The organism is Rhodoferax sp. GW822-FHT02A01 (assembly GCF_038784515.1).
GTDB lineage: Bacteria > Pseudomonadota > Gammaproteobacteria > Burkholderiales > Burkholderiaceae_C > Allorhodoferax.
Genome location: NZ_CP152376.1, coordinates 3,606,757 through 3,632,015 on the forward strand (window position 1 = coordinate 3,606,757; position 25,259 = coordinate 3,632,015).

Consider the following 25,259-nt stretch of genomic DNA (forward strand, 5'->3'; position numbering starts at 1 on the left):
CCAACTTCCCCGACCGAAATGACACCTCACGCACCCCTCATCATCGATATTGCCGGTTTGACACTCTCCAAGGTGGACCGCGAACGCCTTCAGCATCCGCTGGTGGGCGGCATGATCCTGTTCGCCCGCAACTGGAAAGATCGCGCCCAATTGACCGCGCTGTGCCGCAGCATCAAGAAGATTCGTCCCGATCTGCTGATTTGTGTGGACCATGAGGGTGGCCGGGTGCAACGCTTCAAGACCGACGGCTTTACCCATTTGCCACCCATGCGGGCCTTGGGCGAGATGTGGATGGCCGAGCCCAAAGGTCAGAGCAAAGCGGGCCCACTGGATGCCACCAACGCCGCTACGGCCTGCGGCTATGTGCTGGGTGCCGAGCTGCGTGCCTGCGGTGTGGACATGAGCTTCACCCCGGTGCTGGACCTGGACTATGGCTCCAGCGGCGTGATCGGCGACCGTGCCTTTGCACGCGATCCACGTGTGGTCAGTCTGCTGGCCAAAAGCGTGATGCAGGGACTGTTGCAAAGCGGCATGGCCAACTGCGGCAAACACTTTCCGGGCCATGGATTTGTCAAGGCGGATTCCCATACCGATGTGCCGGTGGACCGCCGCAGCCTCAAGGCCATTCTGGCCGATGATGCAGCGCCGTACCGCTGGCTCAGCACCAGCATGAACAGCGTCATGCCCGCTCACGTCATCTACCCCAAGGTGGACAGCCGCCCGGCCGGATTCTCGGAGAAATGGCTGGGCGAAATTCTGCGCGGCCAGATGGGCTTTACCGGCGCCATCTTCAGTGATGACCTGTCCATGGCCGGCGCCCGTGTGCTGGACGGCCAGCAACTGAGCTATACCGAGGCTGCTGTAGCCGCACTGCAGGCAGGCTGCGACATGGTGCTGTTGTGCAACCAGTCCGTGCCGGACAGTGAGGGCGGCGGCAAGGCGGTTGACGAGCTGATCGATGGATTGACCGAGGCCCATGTCAAAGGTGTCTGGGAGCCCCGTGAGGCCAGCGAAGAGCGCCGTGTGTCATTGTTACCACGCCAGGGTGCAGTCGAATGGGATGAACTGATGGTTCACCCGGCTTACATGCATGCACTGGACTGGATTGCCTGATGCCCATGCTAGGATGCCCCTGGGTTTTTTAGGCCCTTTTCAATATTTGGAGCGAACGATGAAATTGAAGTCCCTGATTGTTGCCGCGATGATGCTCGCCTTTGCCGGTGCCACCATGGCACAGACCGCCGAGCCAGCCAAGAAGCCGGCCCACAAAAAGGCACATGTGGTGAAGAAGCATGTCAAGGCCAAACACCACAAGGTCAAGCACAAGAAGGCGGCTGCAGCCCAGTAAGCCCAGGTCTGCGCACATGAACAAGGCCTCATGCGAGGCCTTTTTTTCGTCTCTTTGTAGCCAGCGACTCAAGGCGAGCGGTGCAAGCGTGGAGACGACAGGGTCACGATCATGTCACTGGTGGCGTCGTCTACGTTGGGGTGCCGCGCCAGCGCTGCGCCCAGGAGCTTGCGCAGTTGCTGCAGGTCTTTCACGCTGGGCGCCACTTTGATTTGCGCGAGCGCTGCGGCTTCGTTGCCGCCCTGGATCAGGCTGGCGACTTTGGTGGCCCAAGGGTTTTGGCGGGTCATGGTGTGTGCAATGGCAGGCAGTGGCAGATGTGCCATTATGACCAGAGCGGTCCGGCATCGGTATCCAGATAGGTCAGGTACACACGCACCTCGAACTCCAGCTGGTGATAGGCGGGCTCCATGTAGCAGCACAGCTTGTAGAAATTCTTGTCGTGGTCGCGCTCGCGCAAGTGGGCCAGTTCGTGCACGGCAATCATGCGTAGGAACTCCAGCGGTGTGTCCTTGAACAGCGAGGCAATGCGGATCTCGCGCTTGGCCTTGAGCTGTGAACCCTGCACGCGCGCGATGTTGGTGTGCGTGCCCAAGGCGTTCTGCACCAGTTGGAGCTTGTTGTCGTACAGCACCTTGCTCACCATATGCGCGCCGCGCAGATATTCCTGCTTGAGCTCCTGCACATAGGCAAACAGCGAGCGGTCATCGCGCATGCCGTGTGCGCCGGGGTACTTCTTCTGCAGCCAGGAGCCCAGCTTGCCGGCCTGCAACAGGCCTTCCACCTGGGCCACGGTTTCTGCGGGATAACCGCGCAAATACGGGCTGCTCATTTCCGGGACAGACGCATGGCAATCAATCCCGCAATGCCGATCACCATGGCGCCCACAAAGGTCGTGAACTTGGGCACTTCGCCAAAGAACAAAAAGCCCCACAAAGGCGCCCACAGAATTCCGGTGTATTCAAAGGGTGTCACCGTGCTGCTTTTGGCGACCCGGTAAGCCGTGGTCAGGAACAGCGTGCCAGCTGCCGCCACGACGCCGCACACGCTGATCAGCAATGCATCACCCAGAGTGGGCATTACCCACGGGCGCACCAGAAACACCAGGCTGGGATGGGTGGCATGCTCCAGCCCCGCAACCGAGAGCAAGGCCGCACCCAGGGCAGAACCCAGAAGAAAAAAACCGTTCTGGTAGAACGCCATCACCGAGGTGGGCAATTGGTTGCCGAATTTGCGGGCCATCAGCATCGCGCTCCCGTACAGCGCGGCCGATAGCAGCGACAGCAGCGCGGCAGGCTCAAACAGGCCGGAGCCCGGTTGAAGCATCACCAGCACGCCACCAAAGCCCAGCGTGACGGCCGCCCACACCTTCCAGCCTATGTGTTCGCCCAGCACGGGCCCAGCCAGCCCGGTCACAAACAAGGGCACCGTGAAATACAGCGCCACGGCATCGGCCAGCGGCAGCGCCGGAAACGCCATGTAGTAGGCGGTATAGGCTCCCAGCATGATCAAACCGCGCGCAGCCAAAGGCAGCCAGTGCACTTGCAACAGGGTGGCCCAGCCGACTTCCTTGCGCATCAGAAACCAGAGAATGGGCAGCCCGACCAGAGAGCGCATGCACACCACCTGCGTGAGCGCGTAGCCACCGCTGACCTGCTTGATGATGGCGTCCTGCAAGGAGAAGACCAGCACGCCGAGGCACAGGTACAAAATGCCGCGGGTTGATTGGTTTTGCATGGGGTGTTGATTGCGGACGGTTGGGTAGAGACAGGGCTAGAGCGGAACACGGGCAAACGGAAATGAGTCTCGCAAAGCCTGCGCCACATTGGCGATTACAGTTTCCCAATCACCGTCGCTGCTTTGGCGGAACAGTCGCATGGATTGCGGATACCAGACGGAGGTGTTTCCTTCTGCGCCCCAGCGCCAGTCCGTCATGTACCAGGGCAGCAGCAGCCAGCATGGCTTGCCCAGGGCGCCAGCCAGGTGTGCCATTGCGGTGTCCACCGCAATCACCAGATCCAGCTGGTCGATGATCGCAGCGGCGTCGGCGAAGTCCTGCATGGCGCTGCCCAGGTGAACCAGGGGCAGCTCGGAAGCGCAGGCTGGTACCTCGTCTTCGCCCATGCCTTTTTGCAGGCTCACGTACTGCACGCCGGGTACGTCCCACAGTGGGCTCAGCATGCCCAGGTGCGCCAATGACCGGTCGCGGTCATTCTCGAACTTCGGGTTGCCTTTCCAGACTAGGCCTACGCGGCGCCCGGCTGGTGGAGGCAAATGCCCCGCCCAATTTGCACGTTTGTCGGGGTCGGTCTGCAGGTAGCGCGCGGGTGCCGGAACGTTGTCCGGACGCGTATGGAAGTGCAAGGGCGCACTCAGCAAAGGCATCCAAAAGTCGAACGTTGCTTGCGGTAATGCGCCATCGAATGGGTGAACGGCATCCACGCCTTCCACGGTCTGCAGCAGTGTGGTGAGGGCAGGGTGACAAAGAAGCTCCACCCGATGCGCGCCGCGCGCTTTGAGCAAGGGGATGTAGCGCACCAGGTGGATCATGTCTCCATGCCCGGCCTCATAGCATGCCAACAGCGTCTTACCTGCCAGGTCCTGCCCTTGCCAGCGGGAAAAAGGCAGGCGTTGCGCCAGAGCCCGGTACCAGTCACGCGATTCGAACAGTTGCCAGCCTTCTTCCCAGCTACCACGGCGCAGTTGCAAATAGGCCAGGTTGAAGCGGGCGTTGGCATTCTCGGCAGAGAGGGTGATGGCGTGGCGCAGACAGGCTTCCGCGGTTTCCTCACGCTGCAGGCTGAGGTTGAGCGCGCCCAGGTTGGACCAGACCGCGCTGGATTCAGGCTCCAGCGCCAAGGCCGCAGCGTAGCTTGCTTCGGCTTCACCGTGCCGCTTTTGCCGGGCCAGCAACGCGCCCAGATTCAGATGGATGGTGGCAATGGTGGGGTTGCGCACGATGGACGCGCGGTAGCAAGCCTCGGCCTGTTCCTTGTCACCTTGCTGGTCCAGCACAAAGCCCAGGTTGCCATGTGCCTCGGCAAACGAATCAGCCAGGGCGATGGCTTGCCGGTAGCAACGCTCTGCGTCGCCCCAATGGCCGGTTTGCTGCAACTGCAGGCCCTGCTGGAACAGCGCCGCGGCCTGGGCTTCGACGCTTTCCTCCATGGGCTGCCAAAGCGCCTCAGGCTTCGCGACGCAGGGCAGGGAACAGGATGATGTCGCGGATGCTGGCGCTGTCGGTGAGCAGCATCATCAGGCGGTCAATGCCGATACCGCAGCCGCCGGTCGGGGGCATGCCGTACTCCAGCGCCCGCACAAAGTCATGGTCAAAGTACATGGCTTCATCGTCACCGGCTTCCTTGGCGGCAACTTGTGCGTGAAAGCGTGCGGCCTGGTCTTCGGCGTCGTTAAGTTCGCTGAAACCGTTGCCGAATTCGCGGCCAGTGATGTAGAGCTCAAACCGCTCGGTCACGCCGGGTTTGGTATCACTCTCGCGCGCCAGCGGGGAGATTTCCACCGGGTGCTCGCAGATGAAGGTCGGATTCCAGAGCTTGTCTTCCACCGTCTCTTCGAAATACATCACCTGCAGGCTGGCCAGGCTGCGTGTGGAGAGGTGGTGCTTGGCTTCGGTGTGTCCCAACTTGCGCAGTGCATTGATCAGCCATTGCGTGTCAAACACGTTCTCACTAGCTTCGGTGTATTTCTGGATGGCCTCCACAATGGTCAGACGTTCGAACGGTTGCGACAGGTCCACCGGCTTGCCACCGTAGGTCAGGTGCAGCGAGTCACCGGCCTTGATGGCGGCGTCACGCACCAGCTGCTCGACGAAGCCCATCAGGTCCTGGTAGTTCCAGTACGCTGCATAGAACTCCATCATGGTGAACTCGGGGTTGTGGCGCACCGAGATGCCTTCGTTGCGGAAGTTGCGGTTGATCTCAAACACGCGATCAAAGCCGCCCACGATCAGGCGCTTGAGGTACAGCTCGGGCGCAATGCGCAGGAACATCTGCTGGTCCAGGGCATTGTGGTGGGTAACAAAAGGCTTGGCATTGGCCCCACCGGGAATGGGGTGCAGCATGGGTGTTTCCACTTCTAGAAAGCCATGTTGCACCATGAACTCGCGGATGCCGCTCACCGCCTTGCTGCGCGCCACAAAGCGCTTGCGCGATTCCTCATCGGTCATCAGGTCCACATAGCGCTGGCGGTACTTCACTTCCTGGTCGTTGATGCCGTGGAACTTGTCGGGCATGGGGCGCAGGCTCTTGGTCAAGAGACGCACGCTGGAGGCGTGGATGGAGAGTTCACCGGTACGGGTCTTGAACACGGTGCCTTCGGCAGCCACGATGTCACCCAGGTCCCAGTGCTTGAACGCGGCGTACAGGTCGGCACCCACATCTTCGCCCTTGACGTAAATCTGGATGCGGCCACCACTGGGGCCAAACGAAGCATCCTGCAAGGTGCAGAAGCTGGCCTTGCCCATGACGCGCTTGAGCATCATGCGACCAGCCACCTTGGCCTGCACATTCATGCCAGCCAGAATTTCGGTGGAGTGCGGGTCGAACTCTGCAAACAGCTGTTCGGCCTTGTGGGTGGGCTGAAAGTCGTTGGGGAAGGCCACGCCCTTGCCATCTTGCTGCGCCAGGCGCAGGGCCTTGAGTTTTTCACGGCGCTCCAGGATCAGCTGGTTTTCGTCTTGGGGAGCGGGTGCGGCGGTATTTTGTTCGGACATGGATGGCTTGCTTGTTGGTAGGGAGCGTAACCCTCGATTCTAAGAGGGTGGCTCGGGCTATGATTCCCTGGTACCAAACTCCCACCCGCCATGCTGTACCAAATCGTTTCGCTTTTGCTGGAAGTCGTTGCCGGACTCTTGACCGGTGTGTGCCTGCTGCGCCTCTATATGCAGCACCAGCGCATTCCCATGTCGGCGCGTTCCGGCAACCCGATTGGCCCGTTCATCTTTGCCGTAACCGACTGGCTGGTGCTGCCGCTGCGCCGCGTGCTGCCTGCGTTGGGGCGTTGGGATACAGCCAGTCTGGTGGCCGCCTTCCTGGCGCAACTGGCGCTGTTTGGCGCGCAGTGGCTGATGCTGGGTGGCGGTGCCGGCTGGATCGGCGTGCTGGTGCTGGCGCTGTTCGGTGTAGCCCGCATGGCCATCTCGTCGCTCACCGGGCTGGTGATCGTCTACGCGGTGCTTTCCTGGGTGCAGACTCAGTCGTACCTATCGGATCTGATGGAGCGCCTGGTCGCCCCAGCGCTCACGCCCATACGCCGCATCATTCCGCTGGTAGGCGGCGTGGACTTGTCGCCGCTGGCCTTGCTGGTACTGCTGCAGATTGCAGCCATCGTATTGGGCACGCTGCAGGCCAGCGTGCTGGGAATGGCGCTTTAGATCACCGCATCGGCCGGCTGGCGCTGCAGCATGGCCAGCGTCTCGGCGATGGTCTTGCGCAGTTCGCGGCGGTCACAGATGAAATCGATGGCGCCTTTGGTCTGCAGGAATTCGGCGCGCTGAAAGCCTTCTGGCAGCGTCACGCGCACGGTGGACTCGATCACGCGCGGGCCGGCAAAGCCGATCAACGCCTTGGGTTCGGCAATCACCACGTCACCCAGGAAGGCAAATCCGGCACTTACGCCGCCCATGGTCGGGTCTGTCAGCACGCTGATGTAGGGCAGGCCTTTCTTGGCCAGGCGGGTGAGGGACGCATTGGTCTTGGCCATCTGCATCAGGCTGAGCAAGCCTTCTTGCATGCGGGCACCACCGGTCGCGGTAAAGCAGACAAAGGGCACTTTTTGTTCAATGGCGGTTTCCACGCCACGCACAAAGCGCTCGCCGACCACTGAGCCCATGCTGCCGCCCATGAATTCGAATTCGAAGCAAGCAGCCACCAGGCTCACGCCGTGCACGGCGCCGCCCATGACCACCAGGGCATCGGTCTCGCCGGTGTTTTCCAGGGCTTCCTTGAGGCGTTCGGGGTACTTGCGGCTGTCCTTGAACTTGAGCGCGTCCACCGGCAGCACTTCCTGGCCGATCTCGAAGCGGCCTTCGTTGTCCAGGAAGGTGTTGAGGCGGGCACGGGCTCCGATGCGGTGGTGGTGACCGCAACCGGGGCAGACGTTCTGGTTTTGCTCCAGGTCGGTCTTGTAAAGGACTGCCTCACAGCTGGGGCATTTGATCCACAGGCCTTCGGGCACACTGCGACGCTCGGTCGGGTCGGTGTGCTGAATCTTCGGGGGCAATAGTTTCTCAAGCCAGCTCATGGGCAGTTCTCCTGTGCGGTATCCAACGGGTGTCCGATTGGGCGTAATTATGAATCCAAAGCCTGACGGATCTCCGTCAGGAAAGTTTGGGCGGTAGCGCCCACCTTCTCGCGGGGCTGGTCTTCCAGCAGCTGGATGATCTTGCTGCCGATCACTACGGCGTCGGCCACGCGCGAAATGGTACGGGCCGTCGCGGCATCACGGATGCCAAAACCCACGCCAACCGGCACGCTGATATGCGAGCGGATGCGCGGCAGCATGGCCTCCACGGCGTCGGTATCCAGCGCGCCGGAACCGGTGACGCCCTTGAGCGACACGTAGTACACATAGCCGCTGGCCACGCGGGCCACCTGCTGCATGCGCTCGTCCGTGCTGGTGGGCGCCAGCAGGAAGATCAAGTCCAGGTCGTGCGCTCGCAAGTCGGCGGCAAAGGCCTCGCATTCCTCTGGCGGATAGTCCACGATCAGCACGCCATCCACGCCAGCGGCTGCAGCGTCGCGCACAAAGGCGCTGGCGGTGGAGTCTGCGGGCATGCTCGCGGCATGCTTCTGGTCGTAGCGCTCCACCGGGTTGGCGTAGCCCATCAGTACCACCGGGGTCTTGTTGTCGTCCTTGCGGAACACGCGCACCATCTCCAGCACCTGTGTCAGGCCAATGCCGAAGGCGAGCGCCTTGTCGCCAGCCTTTTGGATGACCGGGCCGTCGGCGCTGGGGTCGGAGAACGGGACGCCCAGTTCAATGATGTCGGCACCACCGGCCACCATGGCGTGCATCAGTTCGGGCGTGACATCCGCATACGGGTAGCCTGCGGTGACGAAGGGGATCAGGGCCTTGCGGTTCTGCGCTTGCAGGGCGGACAGGGTAGGGGTGATACGGCTCATTTCGAGGCTCCTTTCACCACGGACACGACTTGCTCCTGCGCCATGCCACCTCCTTTGACCGATTGGCCCTTGCAACTGGGGCGGCAATAGAAATCGGCGTTGCTCAGGTCGGCCACCGTGCCGATGTCCTTGTCGCCGCGCCCCGACAGATTCACCAGAATGGACTGGTCGGGCCGCATAGTCTTGGCCAGCTTCATGGCATAAGCCACCGCATGGCTGGATTCCAGTGCAGGGATGATGCCCTCGGTGCGGCACAGGTAGTGGAATGCCTCCAGCGCCTCGCTGTCGGTAATGCCCACGTACTCGGCGCGGCCGATATCGTTCAGGAAGGCATGCTCCGGGCCCACGCCGGGATAGTCCAGACCGGCGCTGATGCTGTGCGTTTCGGTCACTTGACCGTTGTCGTCCTGCAGCACATAGGTGCGGTTGCCGTGCAGCACGCCAGGGCTGCCGCGCTGGATGCTGGCGGAATGTTTGCCGCTGTCCATGCCCTCGCCAGCCGCTTCCACGCCGATGAGGCGGGTACCTTCTTCCTTGATGTAGGGGTAGAAGATGCCCATGGCATTGGAGCCTCCACCCACGCAGGCAACTACGGCATCCGGCTGGGATTTCTTGCAGCCAGCAGCGGCCAGCATCTCGGGCATCTGCACCAGGCACTCTTCGCCAATGACGCTCTGGAAGTCCCGCACCATCATCGGGTAGGGGTGGGGGCCGGCGACGGTGCCAATGATGTAGAAGGTGTTGTCCACGTTGGCGACCCAATCGCGCATGGCTTCATTGAGCGCATCTTTCAGGGTCTTGCTGCCCGATTCCACCGGCACCACGGTGGCGCCAAGCAGCTTCATGCGGTAAACGTTGGGGCTTTGGCGCTTGACGTCCTCACTGCCCATGTAGACCACGCATTCCAGACCATAGCGGGCGCAGATGGTGGCAGTGGCCACGCCGTGCTGGCCAGCGCCGGTCTCGGCAATGATGCGCGGTTTGCCCATGCGTTTGGCAAGCATGGCTTGGCCAATGGTGTTGTTGATCTTGTGGGCACCGGTGTGGTTGAGGTCTTCGCGTTTGAGGAAGATCTGTGCGCCGCCCATTTCCCGGCTCATGCGGGCCGCGTGGTAGACGGGGGAGGGGCGGCCTACAAAGTGGGCCAGCTCGGATTTGAATTCGGCAATGAACGCCGGATCGTGCTGGTACTTGGCGTAGGCGTCCTTGAGCTCGTTGATGGCGTGGGTCAGCGTCTCGGAGACAAAACTGCCCCCGTACTTTCCAAAGTGACCGCTGAGGTCGGGTTGGGCGTATTCGTACATTTAGCGTGTTCCTGCAAAGCGTTGGTCGGCGGCGCGCACGGCGGCGACAAACTGGTTGATCTTTTCCGGGCCTTTGATGCCTTTTTGGGCAATGCCTTGGGCGTCTACTGCTTCGACGCCTGAGCTGATATCGACGGCCAGGCTGTTACAGCGTGGCCGCAGTTGGGCAATACCGTCGCCCACGTTTGCAGCATTGAGTCCACCACTCAAGACGAGGTGAGCGCTGACGCTTGGAGGAAGAAGTGACCAATTGAATACCTTGCCACCGCCGCCGTATCCGTCGACATGGGCGTCCAACAGAATGGCTTTGGCGTGAGAAAAATCGTTGGCGTATTTTACGAGGTCGAACCGGGCCGCACCATCTCCCAGGGGAATACGGGCGGCGCGTAGGTAGGCAGAGCCGGTCAGGCGTGCGGCAGCCTCGCAATCGGCGGGTGTTTCGTCACCATGAAACTGCAGCAGGGCGCCGGGGATCAGGCTGCAAGCTGTTTTGATTTCTTCGGGCGTGGCGTTGACGAATAGCAGCACCGGGGTCACAAATGCTGGCAGGCGCCTGGCCAATTGGGCTGCCCGCTCTGCAGTCACCGCGCGCGGGCTTTTGGCATACAACACGAAACCGATGGCGTCAGCGCCGGCCACGACCGCCGCGTCCAGGTCCTGTTCCCGCGTCAGACCGCAGATCTTGATGCGGGTGCGCTGGGTAGGGAGAAGGGGGACTTGGGATGGGTTGGGGGTCTGCTGCGTCATGGCAAGCCATCATACGCAGGTGTGCGATCCGGCATGCCCCATTTGGCGTCGTAGCGCGGCCCCAGGAAATACAGCCCGTCCGGCGAAAAGGTGGGTGCGGCGGCACGCCGGTCACGCGCCGCCAGCACCTCCGCCATCCATTGCGGTGGTTTGGCTCCCTGGCCAATCTGTACCAGGCAACCCATGATGTTGCGGATCATGTGGTGCAGGAACGCATTGGCCTCAAATTCCATGCGCCAATAGGCGCCGTGCTTGTGCAGGCCGATGTCCAGCAGGGTTTTGACGGGTGTCAGTGCCTGGCATTGGGATGCTCTGAAGGATGTGAAGTCGTGCTCGCCCAGCAGCATGTCGGCGGCCTGCCGCATGGCGGCCAAGTCGAGCGGACGAAAACTCCACCCCACGCGACCCGCTTCCACGCTGGGGCGAATCGGTGATTCCAGCAACACATAGGCGTAGCGGCGCGAGATGGCGGACGCTCGGCAATGGAATTCAGCGGTGGTAGGTACGGCCCACTGCACGGCGATGTCGCGGGGCAGATTGGCGTTGGTGCCGCGTACCCATGCGTAGGGCGTGCGCTCGCAGTCGGTATCGAAGTGCACCACCTGCATGAGCGCGTGTACACCCGCATCGGTGCGTCCGGCGCACAGGGTGGAGACGCGGTCCCGCGCCACAAAGGTCGACAGGGCTTTTTCCAGCTTGTCCTGAATGGTCTGGCCCGAGGGCTGGCTTTGCCAGCCCTGGTATCCCTGGCCGTTGTAACTGACGCCTAAAGCAACTCTCACAACAATTCTTCAGCCGTCTGCGCAGCTGTGCACAGGATGGGCAACGCCTATCTCAGATTGGACAGCGCGCGTTGAGCCCGCTCACGCAGCTCACCGGTAGCTTCTGCCACCACCTCTTCAATCAGCGCGCGGGCACCATCGTTGTCGCCGATGGAGACGAACTCTTCGGCCAAAGCCAACTTGGTCTCCAGCGAGTTGTCTGCCGTAGCGCCGGCTGACTCGGGCGAATCGGCGCTGGGTCCCAGATCCAGTGACAGGGAGCCAAGGTCGAACTCCAGCATGCCATCGTCGGACTTGCTTTCTGCTGGTGCCTCAGCGGCAGGTGCTGGAGCAGGTTCGGGCAGTTCGAAGGACGGCAGTTCCACCGCGGCTGGCTCAGCAGCGGGCGCCGGCAGGTCCAGATTGATGTCGTCAAGCGACAGAGAAATATCCGGGCCAGCGGCTTCCGGTTCGGCCGAAGGCTCGGACGAGGGGCTATCCAGCTCGGCGACCCCGGACATATCGAAGTCCAGGCTATTTGAAATCTCGGGTTCGGCAGTTTCCAAGCCAACCGTTGCATTGGCATCGGGGATTTCAAAGTCTGGCGTGCCAGTCTCTGCCGGTGCAACTTCATCGGCAGAGAAGTCCAGGTCCAGATCAAGATCCAGGTCGGTGGTAGCCGGAGTCTGTGCGTCGATCGCAGCTGTGGCCTGCCCTTGCTCAATGGCCTTTTGTTCCAGCGAGGCGAAGGCGGTATTGCTGGCTCCACCCGGTTGGTACAGCGGATTCTCTGGGTCAATGCTCAGGCCCAGCTCGCAGATGCGGGTCCACTCTGGGCTGTCGGCTCCCACCAATTTGAAGACATTGTTGGCTCCGGTCTGGAAGCTGGCGGTATCCCGACGTTTGGCATAGATTTCCAGCAGCTTGGTATGGATCGCCAGACGCTCGGGGCTGACGGCCAATGCCGACTTGAGGATTTCTTCCGCCTGCATGTCGCGGCCATATGCCAGATAGACGTCTGCCTCGGCGACCGGATCCACGTCGTCCGGGGACGACATCTGGCTGTTGCTGAAGCCCATGGAAGAAGAGCCGCCGGACGTTGCTGCGTCCTGTGCCGTATCCACCTGCTGACCACCGCTGGTGCCAAAGAATGAGTCCGGCTGCAAACGGCTTTCGAGGAAGGAGCTGTCAACATGCGGCTCCTGCTTCTTTTTCTTGAGCCGGCGATACAGGGCAAATCCGCCCAGCAGAGCCACCAGGCCACCACCTGCCAGGGGCAATGTGGGATCCTCCATCAACTGGTCTATCAGTCCGGGTTCGGCCGCAGGTGCAGGCGGTGGACTCGCGGGTTTGGCGGGAGCGGATGCGGCGGGCTTTGCCACTGGCGCGTTTGCAGCAGCCGAGGCCGGCAAAGCGGGTTCCGATGCGGTCGGCTTGCTGGCGGGCACGGCCAAGGCCGGTACAGCCTGAGAGGCCGCTCCGGCAGGTGCAGCGCCGCTGGCCGAGCTGAGTTTCTTGAGGTCTTCGATATTCTTGGCAAGTTCCGCCGCGCGAGCCTTGGCGTCCGCGTCGGCGCGCTCCTTGGCAACCTTTGCCTCTTCGTCAGCCTTGGATTTCAAGGCACCCTTGGACAAGGTGAGCTTGTCCGCTGCAGTGCTGGCTGGCTTCTTGTCGTCGACCTTGGCCTCCACGCTGCCCGTAGCCTTGCGGTTCGGGGTTTCCACTGCTGCCTTGGGAGCGCCTGCGGCCAGATTGCGGCGGAATTCGTTGAAGTCCTTGCTCTGGGCGACGACAGTTTGTGCAGCTTCGGCTGCAGAGATGGACTTTGCCTGATCCGCGCTGGGCAGGTCCAGCACCGCACCGGCGCGCAAGCGGTTCAAATTGCCTTTTGTGAAGGCATCAGGATTGGCGCGCAACAAGGCCACCAGCATTTGATCCAGTGACACGTCGCTGGCCTTGCTGTTGATGGCGATCTTGCTGGCTGAGTCGCCCGGTTTGACCGTGACTTGCTGGCCTGGGGCACGCTCCGGCTTGGGCGTGGCTGCGGGTGGTACCGGTTTTTGCGCGGCAGGCGTTGTTGACTTGCTGCCTGCAGTGGAGCGCGCAACAGGCTCAACCGGGGCAGGAGCGACCACGGGTGGCTTCACCGGTGCTGACACCGCAGGTGTTGCGGGAACACTGGAGGTTTGCGGCAACGTGGGGGCAACCGTCGCAGCCTGCTTGAGCGACGGTGGGTCAAACAGCATGGTGAAGTCGCGCACAATCCGGCCCGACGACCAACTGGCCTCCAGAATCATGTCCACAAAGGGATCATTGATGGGGCGGGTCGTGCTTAACTTCAGGTAGGCCCGACCGTCGGCCCGGCGCGACAGGGTCGCTTGCAGCTCCGACATGGCAGCGTTGTATTCCAGCCCGGCAGCAACAAACGCGGCCGGCGTTGCAACCGTGGCCTTGAGGGATGCGGCTTCTTCTGCGCTGATGTTGGGGACATCAATCTCTGCCCGCAACGGTTCACCCAGTGCGGACTGGACGCTGATGCGGCCCAAAGAGAGTGCCCATGCCTGCGTTGCAGAGAACCCCATGAGTGTGATGGCCGCCGCAGCGACTACTGTTCTCTGCCAACGATGTGACTTTTCGATCAATTTATGAGCCTCCGGTGATCAGGCTAGCCGCTTGCATGCGCCTTCACCGCGACGCAAATGCCTGACTCTAAAAAACTAAAAAGTACCATAGCATCAATGTCTTAGACTGACAAGCTAAGGTTGCTTTTAAGTTTGCAGTGCCAGATTGTATGCATCTGGCACTGCCTGGGTTGTTGTCCGTTGGCAACGACCCGGGCAAACGTCCGGGTGGGTCGCTGCCTGGATTCGGATCAGGCTTCCAGCAGGATTCGCAGCATACGGCGCAGCGGCTCGGCGGCGCCCCACAGCAACTGGTCACCGATGGTGAACGCGCCCAGGTATTCCGGTCCCATCGCCATTTTGCGGATGCGACCCACGGGAATGGTCATGGTGCCGGTCACGGCCACGGGGGTCAGATCCTGGATGGTAGCTTCGCGGGTGTTGGGAACCACCTTGACCCATTGGTTGTCGGCAGCAATCATGGCCTCGATGTCGGCCACGGGCACATCCTTCTTCAGCTTGAAGGTCAGTGCCTGGCTGTGGCAGCGCATGGCACCTACGCGTACGCAGAAGCCGTCCACCGGTGTTTCAGCCGTACCGAAGTTGGCACCTTGGCCCAGGATCTTGTTGGTCTCGGCTTGGCCTTTCCATTCTTCCTTGGACATGCCGTTGCCCAGATCCTTGTCGATCCAGGGAATCAGGGAGCCACCCAGTGGCACGCCGAAGTTGGCTGTTTCGGCAGCGGTCAGCGCACGCTGCTTGGCGATGACCTTGCGGTCGATTTCCAGAATGGCACTCTTGGGATCGTCCAGCAGCGCCTTGACCTCGGCGTTCAGGGTGCCGTACTGGGTCAGCAGTTCGCGCATGTGCTGCGCACCGCCGCCTGAGGCTGCCTGGTAGGTTTGGGTGGACATCCATTCGACCAGACCGGCCTTGTAGAGTGCGCCCACGCCCATCAGCATGCAGCTGACGGTGCAGTTGCCGCCAATCCAGTTCTTGCCACCATGGGCCAGGGCATTCTTGATGACTGGCATGTTGACCGGGTCCAGGATGATGACGGCATCCTTTTCCATGCGCAGGGTGGAGGCGGCGTCAATCCAGTGCCCGTTCCAGCCCGCATCCCGCAGCTTGGGGAAGACTTCGGTGGTGTAGTCGCCACCCTGTGCACTGATGATGATTTCGCAACGCTTGAGCGCTTCGATGTTGAATGCGTCCTGCAGCGTGGTCTCGTTCTTGGCTTGTGCAGGTGCCTTGCCGCCCGAGTTGGATGTGGAGAAGAACACTGGCTCGATCAGGGCGAAGTCGTCTTCAGCCTGCATGCGATCCATCAACACAGAGCCGACCATGCCGCGCCAGCCGACCAAACCTACCAACTTGCTCATTTCATCGCCCTTTCAAAAAATCAAAAACAGTGCCAGACCAGACTGTTTGCCCCGGCTCGTCTGGCCGGGGGGGCGCACGACGATACCGGAGCTGGATCAGCCCTTAATGGTCGTGGTTTTGGTGGAAGTTGCACGCACGGCGACACCAGCCTTGGCGGCGGGCGTGGAGTTCAGGATGAACGCGAGGGCGTGAAACATGGGTTGCAATTGTACCGGATACCGTTGTGTTGCCAGCTTACATTTCGGGCAGCCCACAGCAAGCTGCCCGAATTCAGTGTCAACTGCCTCAGTCAAGCGCCTTGACGACAGCTTCGCCCATCTCGCGCGTGCTGACCTTGGTGGTACCTGCGCTGTAGATGTCGGCCGTGCGCAGGCCTCGCTGCAGGACCTTCTGCACAGCCGCCTCAATGCGCAGGGCAGCCGCTTCCTGGTTCAGGCTAAAACGCAGCATCATGGCCGCGCTCAGAATAGTTGCTAGCGGGTTGGCAATACCCTTGCCAGCGATGTCCGGAGCGCTGCCGTGGCTGGGTTCGTACAGCCCCTGGTTCTTGCTGTTGAGGCTGGCCGAGGGCAGCATGCCGATGGAGCCGGTGAGCATGGAGGCTTCATCACTGAGGATGTCGCCGAACATGTTTCCGGTAACCAGCACGTCAAACTTCTTGGGCGCCTTGACCAACTGCATGGCGGCGTTGTCCACCAGCATGTGGTCGAGTTCCACATCCGGGTATTGTTTGCCGATTTCGACCATCACATCCTTCCAGAGCTGGGAGGTTTCCAGCACGTTGTTCTTGTCGACACTGGTGACGCGCTTGCTGCGTTTCTGGGCAGCCTGGAAGGCGACGTGGGCAATGCGTTCGATCTCGGGGCGGCTGTAGCGCATGGTGTCAAAGGCTTCTTCCGCGCCTGGGAAATGGCCGTCGGTGGCGACACGGCGGCCACGTGGTTGGCCGAAGTAGATATCGCCGGTCAGCTCACGGATGATGAGGATGTCCAGGCCGGCAATCAACTCGGGCTTGAGGCTGGAGGCGCCCACCAGTTGCTCGTAGCAGATGGCCGGGCGGAAATTGGCAAACAAGCCCAGGTTTTTGCGCAGGCCCAGAATGGCTTGCTCGGGGCGCAAGGGGCGGTCGAGCTTGTCGTATTTCCAGTCACCCACGGCGCCGAACAACACGGCATCGGCCTCCTTGGCCAACTTGAGCGTGGACTCGGGCAGGGGATGGCCATGCGCCTCGTATGCGGCACCACCCACCAGGGCGGTTTCCATTTCAAAGGAAAGGTCCAGGGCGTTGAGGACCTTGACGGCCTCAGCCACGATTTCGGTGCCAATGCCATCGCCTGGCAGTATTGCAATCTTCATGCGTATTCCTGTTTATGTAAGAGAGTAGGCGCGTTCCACTTTGGCGACGCGCGTTTCGTAATGTTCATACCAGCGTTGGCGTCCGGTTTCCTGCGCAATGCGGTGCTCTGCGTGGCTCTTCCATGCGCGAATGCTGGCCTCGTCCTGCCAGTAGGACACCGTGATGCCAAAGCCTTGCGCGTCCCGTGCACTTTCCGCGCCCAGAAAGCCGGGCTGGCCCATGGCCAGCTCCACCATCCGTTCGCTCATCGCGTCATAGCCGTGATCACCCGGAGTACGCAGGGACGAAAAAATCACCGCGTAATAGGGTGGCTTGGGCAGCTTGGCAAAACTGGAGGAGCTCATGCCGTTCAGCTCACCATGCTGCGGGCCAGCCAGGGTTTGGTTGCCAGACGCTGGTTTTCAAAGGCCTTGATCTTGTCGGCATGGCGCAGGGTCAAGCCAATGTCGTCAAAACCGTTGAGCAGGCAGTACTTGCGAAAGGCCTGCACTTCGAACGGAATTTCGTCGCCTTGCGGCTTGACGATGACCTGACGCTCCAGATCAATGGTCAGCTGGTAGCCGGGAAATGCCAGCGCTTCATGGAACAACTGGTCCACCTGGGCTTCTGTCAGCACGATGGGCAGCAGGCCGTTCTTGAAACTGTTGTTGAAGAAGATATCGGCGTAGCTGGGCGCAATGATGGCCCGAAAGCCAAACTGGTCCAGCGCCCAAGGCGCGTGTTCGCGCGAGGAGCCGCAACCAAAGTTCTTGCGGGCCAACAGAATCGAGGCACCCTGGTAGCGCGGCTGGTTCAGCACAAAGTCCGGGTTGGGCTTGCGGCTGGCAGGGTCCTGGCCGGGGTAACCAGCATCCAGGTAACGCCATTCGTCAAACAGATTCTGACCAAAGCCGGTCTTGCGGATGGACTTGAGAAACTGCTTGGGGATGATGGCGTCGGTATCCACGTTTTCGCGGTCCATAGGGGCCACCAGGCCTTTGTGTACGGTGAAGTTTTTCATTTTTGTGCAGCGCCTTCAATTTTTTCGCCAACCTTCTTCAGGTCCTGGCCCATGCCTTTGACGGTGTTGCAGCCGGAGACGAGCAGCAATCCGGCCACCATGTAGAGTGAGAGGAATCGTTTCATGGATGCTCCTTAGCTGAACTTGCGCACATCGACGAAATGGCCGTGAATGGCAGCTGCGGCCGCCATGGCCGGACTGACCAGATGCGTGCGGCCACCGGCGCCCTGGCGCCCTTCGAAGTTGCGGTTGCTGGTAGAAGCGCAGCGCTCACCGGGTTCGAGCCGATCGGCATTCATGGCTAGGCACATGGAGCAACCGGGCTCGCGCCATTCAAAACCTGCCGCCTTGAATATCTCGTGCAGACCTTCGCGTTCAGCCTGCTCCTTCACCAGACCGGAGCCTGGCACGACCATGGCCAGCTTGATGTTTTTGGCCACTTTTTGGCCCAGGCTCTTGACCACCGCGGCGGCTTCGCGCATGTCTTCGATGCGGCTGTTGGTGCAGGAGCCGATGAACACCTTGTCGACAAAGATGTCGTTGAGCGGTTTGCCGGGTTCCAAGCCCATGTAGGTCAGTGCGCGCTCGATGGCCCCGCGCTTGTTGACGTCTTTCTCCTTGTCGGGGTCGGGCACGCTGCCATCAATACCCAGCACCATTTCAGGCGAAGTGCCCCAGGTGACCTGAGGAACGATACGCGACGCGTCGAGTTCCACCACCGAATCAAAATGGGCACCCGCATCGGTATGCAGCGTCTTCCAGTAGGCAACGGCCTGGTCCCACTCGACAGCCGCTGCAGCTTCATTGGCGGCATTGGCTCCGGGAGCCAAAGGACGCCCCTTGATGTAGTCGATGGTCTTTTCATCCACTGCAACCAGACCGGCACGTGCACCGGCTTCAATCGCCATGTTGCAGACGGTCATTCGGCCTTCCATGCTGAGGGCACGGATGGCAGAGCCTCCGAATTCGATGGTGTAGCCGGTGCCGCCGGCAGTGCCTATCTTGCCGATGATGGCCAGCACGATGTCCTTGGCGGTACAGCCCTTGGGTAACGCGCCTTCCACCTTGACCAGCATGTTCTTGGCCTTCTTGGCCAACAGCGTCTGGGTGGCCATGACGTGCTCCACTTCGCTGGTGCCAATGCCGTGCGCCAGAGCGCCAAAGGCACCATGGGTGGAGGTGTGGGAGTCACCGCACACCACGGTCATGCCAGGCAGGGTCGCGCCGTTTTCCGGACCGATGACGTGCACGATGCCCTGGCGTTTGGACAGGAAAGGGAAGTACGCCGCAGATCCAAATTCCTGGATGTTGTGGTCCAGTGTGGTGACCTGTTCTTTGCTGGTGGGGTCGGTGATGCCGTCATAGCCGCGCTCCCATCCGGTGGTGGGCGTGTTGTGGTCGGCCGTAGCGACGATGGAGCTGACGCGCCATACCTTGCGGCCGGCCTCGCGCAGGCCTTCAAAGGCCTGGGGGCTGGTGACTTCGTGCACCAGATGGCGATCTATGTACAGGATGGAAGTGCCATCGTCCTCGGTGTGGACGACATGCTCGTCCCAGAGTTTGTCGTACAGCGTTCGACTCATGCGTTGTCCTTTGAATGGGTGCAAAGGTGCTATCGTGCACCTGTTTTTAAACTGGTACAAGAAGTCTATTTATCCTGGTATAAATTTCACCATGACCCGATCTGACCCCCGTGCTTTGCTAGGCGCCTTCATTCGTGCACACCGTGAACGTCTGCCGGTTCCCGCCAAGGTGGCTGGGCGCAGGCGCACACCGGGCTGGCGACGGGAGGAGTTGGCCGAGGCCACCGGAGTGGGCGTGACCTGGATCACCTGGTTGGAGCAGGGGCGGGACGTGTCTGCATCGCCTGCGGCCCTGGCCCGGCTGTCCGACGCATTGCATCTGAACCCGGCAGAGCGCGCCTCCTTGTTTGATCTGGCGGGACGGCGCGACCCGACGGAGCCAATGCAACCGCATACTGAATTGCCCGCGGAGGTATTGACCTTGCCCGGTCTGTTCCAGGTGCCCGCTTACTTGTTGGATCATCTGTGGACTGCGCGGGCCTGGAACGCGGCTGCATCCCAGTTGTTCATCGGCTGGCTCGACGATGGGCGGGACAGAAATCTGTTGCGCTTTGTGTTTCTTTCACCTGAGGCCCAGACACTGATAGCCGATTGGGCGGAGCGGGCACAACGTCTGGTGGCCGAGTTCCGATCCGATTTCAGCCGGCGCCCGCGGGACGCTGCGATGCAGGCGCTGATTGATGAACTGTCCTCCAATAGCCCGCTGTTCACCAGGATGTGGCGTGAGCAGGCGGTGCTGCACCGGGAAGGGGGAGAGCGTGGATTCATGGCCGCTGACGGTAGGCGCATCCTGTATCAACAGACTACGCTATTGGTGGCGTCTCAGACCGAATGCAAGCTGGTGTGTCTGGTGCCCGTGGCGCCAACGTAAATCCAATGGGAACGCCCATGAAAAAGCCCGCCGACGTTGCCGTGCGGCGGGCTTCAGGGGCAGGCTGATCAGCGTTGGCCGATGGGCAGCACGTCGCGACGTGCAGAGCCGGTGAACAGCTGACGGGGACGACCGATCTTGTACTCGGGGTCACCGATCATTTCGTTGAGCTGGGCGATCCAGCCCACGGTACGGGCCAGTGCAAAGATGGCGGTGAACAGGCTCACAGGGATGCCGATGGCGCGCTGCACGATGCCAGAGTAGAAGTCCACGTTCGGGTAGAGCTTGCGCTGCACGAAGTAGTCGTCTTCCAGGGCAATCTTTTCCAGCGCCATAGCCAGCTTGAACAGAGGATCGTTTTCCAGACCCAGAGCCGTCAGCACTTCCTTGCAAGTCTCTTGCATCAGCTTTGCGCGCGGATCGTAGTTCTTGTACACGCGGTGACCAAAGCCCATGAGCTTGACGTTGGAGCTCTTGTCCTTGACCTGGTTCATGAACTCGCCGACCTTGGCCACGCCGCCCATGCGCTGGATGTCTTCCAGCATGTTCAGGCAGGCTTCGTTGGCGCCACCGTGGGCAGGGCCCCACAGGCATGCCACGCCGGCTGCAATGGCAGCAAACGGGTTGGTGCCGGAAGAACCGCACAGGCGCACGGTGGAGGTGGAGGCGTTTTGCTCGTGGTCCGCGTGCAGGATGAAGATGCGGTCCAGGGCGCGTTCGATCACGGGGTTGACCTCGTAGTCTTCGCAGGGCGTGGCAAACATCATGTGCATGAAGTTGCCAGCGTAGCTCAGCGAATTCTTGGGGTACATGTAGGGCTGACCTGCGCTGTACTTGTAGGCCATGGCAACCAGGGTCGGCATCTTGGCAATCAGACGGATGGCCGAGATTTCGCGGTGCTCTGGATTGTTGATGTCGGTGCTGTCATGGTAGAACGCAGACAGGGCGCCGACCAAGCCGGTCATGATGGCCATGGGGTGCGCGTCACGACGGAAGCCGCGCAGGAAGAACTGCATCTGCTCATTGACCATGGTGTGCTGGGTCACGCGGCGGGTGAAGTCGGCCTTGCCGGCTGCGTTGGGCAGGTTTCCGTACAGCAGCAGGTGGCAGGTTTCCATGAAGTCACAATTCACGGCCAATTGTTCGATGGGGTAGCCGCGGTACAGCAGCTCACCCTTGTCACCGTCGATGTACGTGATGGCGGACTGACACGATGCCGTGGACAGAAAGCCCGGATCGTAAGTGAACATGCCGGTCTGGGCATACAGCTTGCGGATGTCGATCACATCCGGTCCCACCGATCCTTGATAGACCGGCAAGTCCACGCTGGGGGCGCCGTTACTGAACGACATCGTGGCTTTGTTGTCAGCTAGTTTCATCTTTCGCCTTTCAGAGAGGTTCTCTCAACATTTTTAAAACTTCACGCACATCTTCGGTGTCGAGTTGGGCGTCCACCTGCGACAGCGATTTCCGTGCCAAATGCACATCCAACAAATCGTTGTCGCTCAATTCCATCAGTGCACCCAGCGCATCCGCCTGGCGGACGGTGAGCGTGGCACCGAACCGCTTAAAGAAGCGTTCGATGAACAGGTCGTTTTCCAGCAAGCCACGGCGGCAGCGCCATTGCAGCTTGCTAAGAGCCCGTTCATCAATGAGGGTTGCTTGGGTCACTGCAATCCTTAGACGGTACGCTGGACCATCATTTCCTTGATCTTGCCGATGGCCTTGGTGGGGTTCAGACCCTTGGGGCAGACTTCGACACAGTTCATGATGGTGTGGCAGCGGAACAGACGGTATGGGTCTTCCAGGTTGTCCAGCCGTTCAGCCGTGCCTTCGTCACGGCTGTCGGCCAGAAAGCGGTAGGCTTGCAGCAGACCGGCTGGGCCGACGAACTTGTCTGGGTTCCACCAGAAGCTCGGGCAGCTGGTGGAGCAGCTGGCGCACAGAATGCACTCGTACAGGCCGTTGAGCTCTTCACGCTCTTCGGGGCTTTGCAGGCGTTCCTTTTCAGGCGGAATGGTGCCGTTGATCAGGTAGGGCTTGATCGAGTTGTACTGCTTGAAGAACTGCGTCATGTCCACGATCAGGTCGCGGATCACGGGCAGGCCGGGCAGGGGCTTCAAGACAATCTTGCCAGGTAGCGTGCGCATGTTGGTCAGGCAGGCCAGACCGTTTTTGCCATTGATGTTCATGGCGTCCGAACCGCAGACGCCTTCGCGGCAGGAGCGGCGGAAGGAGATGCTGGGGTCAATCGCCTTGAGCTTCATGAGGGCGTCAAGCAGCATGCGCTCGTGGCCGTCGAGTTCCACCTCGATGTCCTGCATGTAAGGCTTGGCATCCTTGTCCGGGTCGTAACGGTAAATGGAGAAAATGCGTTTGGTCATATTCGTGATCTCGCTTCAGTGGCGCTTTAGAACGTGCGGACTTTGAGTGGCACGGAGTCCACAGTCAAAGGCTTCATCTGGACGGGTTTGTAGGACAGGCGGTTGCCTTCGCTGTACCACAGCGTGTGCTTGTGCCATTCCTTGTCGTTGCGACCATTGGGGAATTCGGCGGAGTCGGCGTAGTCGTCCACAGTGTGGGCGCCACGGCTTTCATGACGGGCAGCGGCAGACACGATGGTGGCCTGTGCGGCTTCGATCAGGTTGTCGACTTCCAGCGCTTCAATGCGAGCCGTGTTGAACACCTTGGACTTGTCCTTGAGGTTGATGGCACCCACGCGCTTGCGCAGTTCGGCCACCTTGACCACGCCTTCATCCATGCTCTTTTGGGTACGGAACACGCCAGCGTGCTGCTGCATGGAGGCGCGGATGTCGTTGGCCACATCCTGGGCGTATTCGCCGCTGGACGCATTGTCCAGACGCGAGAGGCGTTCCAGCGTGCGGTCTGCCGCATCCTTGGGCAGGTCCTTGTGTTCCTTGCTGGTCTTGTTGAATTCAACAATGTGGTTGCCCGCAGCTCGGCCAAACACCAACAGGTCGAGCAGGGAGTTGGTGCCCAGGCGGTTGGCGCCATGCACCGACACGCAGGAGCATTCGCCCACGGCGTACAGACCGTTGACCACATGGCTATTCACATCGCCCTTTTGCACGACCACCTGGCCATTGACATTGGTGGGGATGCCGCCCATCTGGTAGTGGATGGTGGGCACCACAGGGATCGGCTCCTTGGTGATGTCCACATTGGCGAAGTTGTGACCGATTTCGAACACAGAGGGCAGGCGCTTCATGATGGTCTCGGCACCCAGATGGTCGAGCTTCAGGAGCACGTGATCCTTGTTCGGGCCACAGCCGCGGCCTTCCTTGATTTCCTGGTCCATGGAGCGGGACACGAAGTCGCGCGGAGCCAGATCCTTCAGCGTAGGTGCATAACGTTCCATGAAGCGTTCACCATTGCTGTTGAGCAGAATGGCGCCTTCGCCACGGCAGCCTTCGGTCAGCAGCACGCCAGCACCGGCCACGCCGGTGGGGTGGAACTGCCAGAACTCCATGTCTTCCAGCGGGATGCCAGCACGAGCGGCCATGCCCAGGCCGTCACCGGTGTTGATGAAGGCGTTGGTAGATGCGGCAAAGATGCGGCCTGCGCCACCGGTAGCCAGCAAGGTGGTCTTGGCTTGCAGAATGTGTACGTCACCGGTTTCCATTTCCAGTGCCGTCACGCCCACCACGTCGCCCTCAGAGTCGCGGATCAGGTCCAGTGCCATCCACTCGACAAAGAAGCTGGTCTTGGCCGCAACGTTTTGCTGGTACAGGGTATGCAGCATGGCGTGACCGGTACGGTCAGCGGCTGCACACGCACGCTCCACGGCCTTTTCGCCGTAGTTGGCGGTGTGGCCACCAAACGGACGCTGGTAGATCGTGCCGTCAGGATTGCGGTCGAACGGCATGCCCATGTGTTCCAGGTCATACACGACCTTGGGCGCTTCGCGGCACATGAATTCGATGGCGTCCTGGTCGCCCAGCCAATCGGAACCCTTGACGGTGTCGTAGAAGTGGTAGTGCCAGTTGTCGTCGTTCATGTTGCCCAACGATGCACCAATACCACCTTGGGCGGCAACCGTGTGCGAACGGGTGGGGAATACCTTGGACAGAACAGCAACGTTCAGACCTGCGCGGGCCAGTTGCAACGATGCGCGCATGCCGGAGCCGCCTGCGCCGACGATAACGACGTCAAATTTTCTTTTGGTAACTTGGTAAGCCATGAGTGAGTGCCTAAGTGTGTGGGGCTTGTAAGGTGCGGATGGCGTGGGCGATCAAACGCGCCACAGGACCTGGATGGCCCAGCCGGCACAGCCGACCAGCCAGACAATGGACAGAACCTGCAAGGTCAGTCGCACGGCCACAGGTTTCACGTAATCCATCCAGATGTCGCGGATGCCAACCCAGGCGTGGTAGAGCAGGGCGATGATGACCACAAAGGTCAGGAACTTCATGCACTGGCCGGAAAAAATGCCAGCCCATTTGTCGTAGCCCATGGGGCCCTTGTTGAAGATCACCTGTTCCAGCAGGATCAAGGTGAACAGGGCCATCAGGGTTGCGGTGACACGTTGGGCCAGCCAGTCGCGCAGACCGTAATGTGCGCCGACGGCGAGGCGTTTGGAACCGTAGTTAACTGCCATTTGTGTTTCCTTGTTTGATTTTGCGGGAGATCAGTACAGACCGAACAGCTTGGCTCCCAGTACTGCGGTCAACAGCAGGGATACGGCCAGAACCGTCAGGGCAGAAGAGCGGCCGAATTGCTTGGTCACGGCGTCGTGGTTGATGTCCATGAACAAGTGGCGAATGCCGGCGGCGAAGTGATGCAGGTAGGACCAGATGATGGCCAGAGCAACCAACTTGATGAACCAACCGGGAAGAAAACCGACACCTGCGGCGAACACGTGGGTGAAGCGCGCAAAGGAAAATTCGGACGACACAGACGCATCAAACATCCAGATGATGAAAGGCATCAGCACAAACAGAATGGCACCACTGACACGGTGCAGAATGGAAACAATGCCTGCAGGAGGGAGTTTGTAGGAGGGGAGATCAGTGAGGGCGTTGATGTTGCGAAATTCAGGTCGTTGCGTGCGGCCGGACGATGCGAGGTCAGTCATGAATTGCTTTCTTTTAGGGGGATGTAACGGCTGTGTAATTATGACGC

The 25,259-nt window shown here is 60.8% G+C and carries 27 protein-coding genes; 4 read left to right on the forward strand and 23 right to left on the reverse strand.

Annotated elements, in window-relative coordinates; genetic code table 11:
* The first annotated feature begins 18 nt into the window (after positions 1-18).
* Both nagZ and AAGF34_RS16925 read left to right on the forward strand, forming a co-directional pair.
* Positions 19-1,113 carry a beta-N-acetylhexosaminidase gene (gene nagZ, locus AAGF34_RS16920; RefSeq protein WP_342616881.1) on the forward strand — a complete coding sequence of 365 codons (1,095 nt, stop codon included), beginning with the start codon at positions 19-21 and terminating at the stop codon, positions 1,111-1,113.
* 58 nt (positions 1,114-1,171) lie between these two features.
* The gene (locus AAGF34_RS16925; protein ID WP_342616882.1) at positions 1,172-1,348 is read left to right on the forward strand and encodes a hypothetical protein; all 177 of its coding nucleotides are present in this window, start codon (positions 1,172-1,174) and stop codon (positions 1,346-1,348) included.
* Positions 1,349-1,416: 68 nt separating this feature from the next.
* Here the strand turns inward: AAGF34_RS16925 and AAGF34_RS16930 are convergent, their stop codons facing one another.
* Genes AAGF34_RS16930 through lysS form a run of 5 tightly spaced genes read right to left on the reverse strand, consistent with a single transcriptional unit; the run spans position 1,417 to position 6,080 of the window.
* Positions 1,417-1,638 (reverse strand): hypothetical protein, encoded by a 222-nt coding sequence (locus AAGF34_RS16930; protein WP_342616883.1) that lies wholly within the window; start codon positions 1,636-1,638, stop codon positions 1,417-1,419.
* Positions 1,639-1,673: 35 nt separating this feature from the next.
* Positions 1,674-2,180 carry a YgjP-like metallopeptidase domain-containing protein gene (locus AAGF34_RS16935; RefSeq protein WP_342616884.1) on the reverse strand — a complete coding sequence of 169 codons (507 nt, stop codon included), beginning with the start codon at positions 2,178-2,180 and terminating at the stop codon, positions 1,674-1,676.
* The gene (locus AAGF34_RS16940) at positions 2,177-3,085 is read right to left on the reverse strand and encodes a DMT family transporter (RefSeq protein ID WP_342616885.1); all 909 of its coding nucleotides are present in this window, start codon (positions 3,083-3,085) and stop codon (positions 2,177-2,179) included. The genes AAGF34_RS16935 and AAGF34_RS16940 overlap by 4 nt, the downstream gene beginning before the upstream one ends.
* 36 nt (positions 3,086-3,121) lie before the next feature.
* Positions 3,122-4,516 carry a tetratricopeptide repeat protein gene (locus AAGF34_RS16945; RefSeq protein WP_342616886.1) on the reverse strand — a complete coding sequence of 465 codons (1,395 nt, stop codon included), beginning with the start codon at positions 4,514-4,516 and terminating at the stop codon, positions 3,122-3,124.
* 16 nt (positions 4,517-4,532) lie between these two features.
* Entirely contained in the window at positions 4,533-6,080 is a 1,548-nt protein-coding gene (gene lysS / locus AAGF34_RS16950) for a lysine--tRNA ligase (protein WP_342616887.1), read from the reverse strand.
* 90 nt (positions 6,081-6,170) lie between these two features.
* Here lysS and AAGF34_RS16955 point away from each other — a divergent pair, with 90 nt between their 5' ends.
* The gene (locus tag AAGF34_RS16955) at positions 6,171-6,740 is read left to right on the forward strand and encodes a YggT family protein (RefSeq protein WP_342616888.1); all 570 of its coding nucleotides are present in this window, start codon (positions 6,171-6,173) and stop codon (positions 6,738-6,740) included.
* On the opposite strand, the gene accD is transcribed toward AAGF34_RS16955, so the two are convergent.
* From accD to leuC, 12 genes are all read right to left on the reverse strand, one after another.
* On the reverse strand, positions 6,737-7,609 hold the full coding sequence (gene accD / locus AAGF34_RS16960; protein ID WP_342616889.1) for an acetyl-CoA carboxylase, carboxyltransferase subunit beta: 873 nt from the start codon (positions 7,607-7,609) through the stop codon (positions 6,737-6,739). The two genes, AAGF34_RS16955 and accD, sit on opposite strands and share 4 nt — an antisense overlap.
* A 47-nt stretch (positions 7,610-7,656) precedes the next feature.
* Positions 7,657-8,490 (reverse strand): tryptophan synthase subunit alpha, encoded by an 834-nt coding sequence (gene trpA / locus AAGF34_RS16965; RefSeq protein ID WP_342616890.1) that lies wholly within the window; start codon positions 8,488-8,490, stop codon positions 7,657-7,659.
* Positions 8,487-9,794, reverse strand: coding sequence for a tryptophan synthase subunit beta (gene trpB, locus AAGF34_RS16970; RefSeq protein WP_342616891.1), 1,308 nt, complete (start codon positions 9,792-9,794; stop codon positions 8,487-8,489). The genes trpA and trpB overlap by 4 nt, the downstream gene beginning before the upstream one ends.
* Entirely contained in the window at positions 9,795-10,541 is a 747-nt protein-coding gene (locus tag AAGF34_RS16975; RefSeq protein ID WP_342616892.1) for a phosphoribosylanthranilate isomerase, read from the reverse strand. It lies immediately after the preceding gene.
* Positions 10,538-11,323 (reverse strand): tRNA pseudouridine(38-40) synthase TruA, encoded by a 786-nt coding sequence (gene truA, locus AAGF34_RS16980; protein WP_342616893.1) that lies wholly within the window; start codon positions 11,321-11,323, stop codon positions 10,538-10,540. Before truA ends, AAGF34_RS16975 begins: the two co-directional genes overlap by 4 nt.
* Positions 11,324-11,370: 47 nt before the next feature.
* Positions 11,371-13,884: a FimV/HubP family polar landmark protein gene (locus tag AAGF34_RS16985; protein ID WP_342616894.1), complete on the reverse strand. Its 2,514-nt coding sequence runs from the start codon at positions 13,882-13,884 to the stop codon at positions 11,371-11,373.
* Between the two features lie 290 nt (positions 13,885-14,174).
* Positions 14,175-15,305: an aspartate-semialdehyde dehydrogenase gene (gene asd, locus AAGF34_RS16990; RefSeq protein ID WP_342616895.1), complete on the reverse strand. Its 1,131-nt coding sequence runs from the start codon at positions 15,303-15,305 to the stop codon at positions 14,175-14,177.
* 286 nt (positions 15,306-15,591) lie between these two features.
* Complete coding sequence (leuB, locus tag AAGF34_RS16995; RefSeq protein WP_342616896.1) at positions 15,592-16,662, reverse strand: 3-isopropylmalate dehydrogenase; 1,071 nt, start codon at positions 16,660-16,662, stop codon at positions 15,592-15,594.
* A gap of 12 nt (positions 16,663-16,674) precedes the next feature.
* Positions 16,675-17,007 carry an antibiotic biosynthesis monooxygenase gene (locus tag AAGF34_RS17000; RefSeq protein ID WP_342616897.1) on the reverse strand — a complete coding sequence of 111 codons (333 nt, stop codon included), beginning with the start codon at positions 17,005-17,007 and terminating at the stop codon, positions 16,675-16,677.
* Between the two features lie 5 nt (positions 17,008-17,012).
* Complete coding sequence (gene leuD, locus AAGF34_RS17005) at positions 17,013-17,663, reverse strand: 3-isopropylmalate dehydratase small subunit (protein ID WP_342616898.1); 651 nt, start codon at positions 17,661-17,663, stop codon at positions 17,013-17,015.
* Entirely contained in the window at positions 17,660-17,788 is a 129-nt protein-coding gene (locus tag AAGF34_RS17010; protein WP_342616899.1) for an entericidin A/B family lipoprotein, read from the reverse strand. The genes leuD and AAGF34_RS17010 overlap by 4 nt, the downstream gene beginning before the upstream one ends.
* Positions 17,789-17,797: 9 nt before the next feature.
* The gene (gene leuC / locus AAGF34_RS17015; protein WP_342616900.1) at positions 17,798-19,246 is read right to left on the reverse strand and encodes a 3-isopropylmalate dehydratase large subunit; all 1,449 of its coding nucleotides are present in this window, start codon (positions 19,244-19,246) and stop codon (positions 17,798-17,800) included.
* 91 nt (positions 19,247-19,337) lie between these two features.
* On the opposite strand from leuC, the gene AAGF34_RS17020 reads away from it, so the two are divergent.
* Positions 19,338-20,117, forward strand: a complete 780-nt coding sequence (locus AAGF34_RS17020; protein ID WP_342616901.1) for a helix-turn-helix transcriptional regulator — start codon at positions 19,338-19,340, stop codon at positions 20,115-20,117.
* A 68-nt stretch (positions 20,118-20,185) separates the two neighbouring features.
* On the opposite strand, the gene gltA is transcribed toward AAGF34_RS17020, so the two are convergent.
* From gltA to sdhC, 6 genes are read right to left on the reverse strand one after another with little or no spacing between them, the layout of a single operon-like run.
* On the reverse strand, positions 20,186-21,496 hold the full coding sequence (gene gltA / locus AAGF34_RS17025) for a citrate synthase (protein WP_342616902.1): 1,311 nt from the start codon (positions 21,494-21,496) through the stop codon (positions 20,186-20,188).
* Positions 21,497-21,506: 10 nt separating this feature from the next.
* On the reverse strand, positions 21,507-21,788 hold the full coding sequence (locus AAGF34_RS17030; RefSeq protein WP_342616903.1) for a succinate dehydrogenase assembly factor 2: 282 nt from the start codon (positions 21,786-21,788) through the stop codon (positions 21,507-21,509).
* Positions 21,789-21,796: 8 nt separating this feature from the next.
* Complete coding sequence (locus AAGF34_RS17035; RefSeq protein WP_342616904.1) at positions 21,797-22,501, reverse strand: succinate dehydrogenase iron-sulfur subunit; 705 nt, start codon at positions 22,499-22,501, stop codon at positions 21,797-21,799.
* A gap of 26 nt (positions 22,502-22,527) precedes the next feature.
* Positions 22,528-24,318 carry a succinate dehydrogenase flavoprotein subunit gene (sdhA, locus tag AAGF34_RS17040; RefSeq protein ID WP_342616905.1) on the reverse strand — a complete coding sequence of 597 codons (1,791 nt, stop codon included), beginning with the start codon at positions 24,316-24,318 and terminating at the stop codon, positions 22,528-22,530.
* A 51-nt stretch (positions 24,319-24,369) separates the two neighbouring features.
* Positions 24,370-24,735 (reverse strand): succinate dehydrogenase, hydrophobic membrane anchor protein, encoded by a 366-nt coding sequence (sdhD, locus tag AAGF34_RS17045; RefSeq protein WP_342616906.1) that lies wholly within the window; start codon positions 24,733-24,735, stop codon positions 24,370-24,372.
* Between the two features lie 30 nt (positions 24,736-24,765).
* Positions 24,766-25,212 carry a succinate dehydrogenase, cytochrome b556 subunit gene (sdhC, locus tag AAGF34_RS17050; protein ID WP_342616907.1) on the reverse strand — a complete coding sequence of 149 codons (447 nt, stop codon included), beginning with the start codon at positions 25,210-25,212 and terminating at the stop codon, positions 24,766-24,768.
* Positions 25,213-25,259 lie beyond the last annotated feature (47 nt).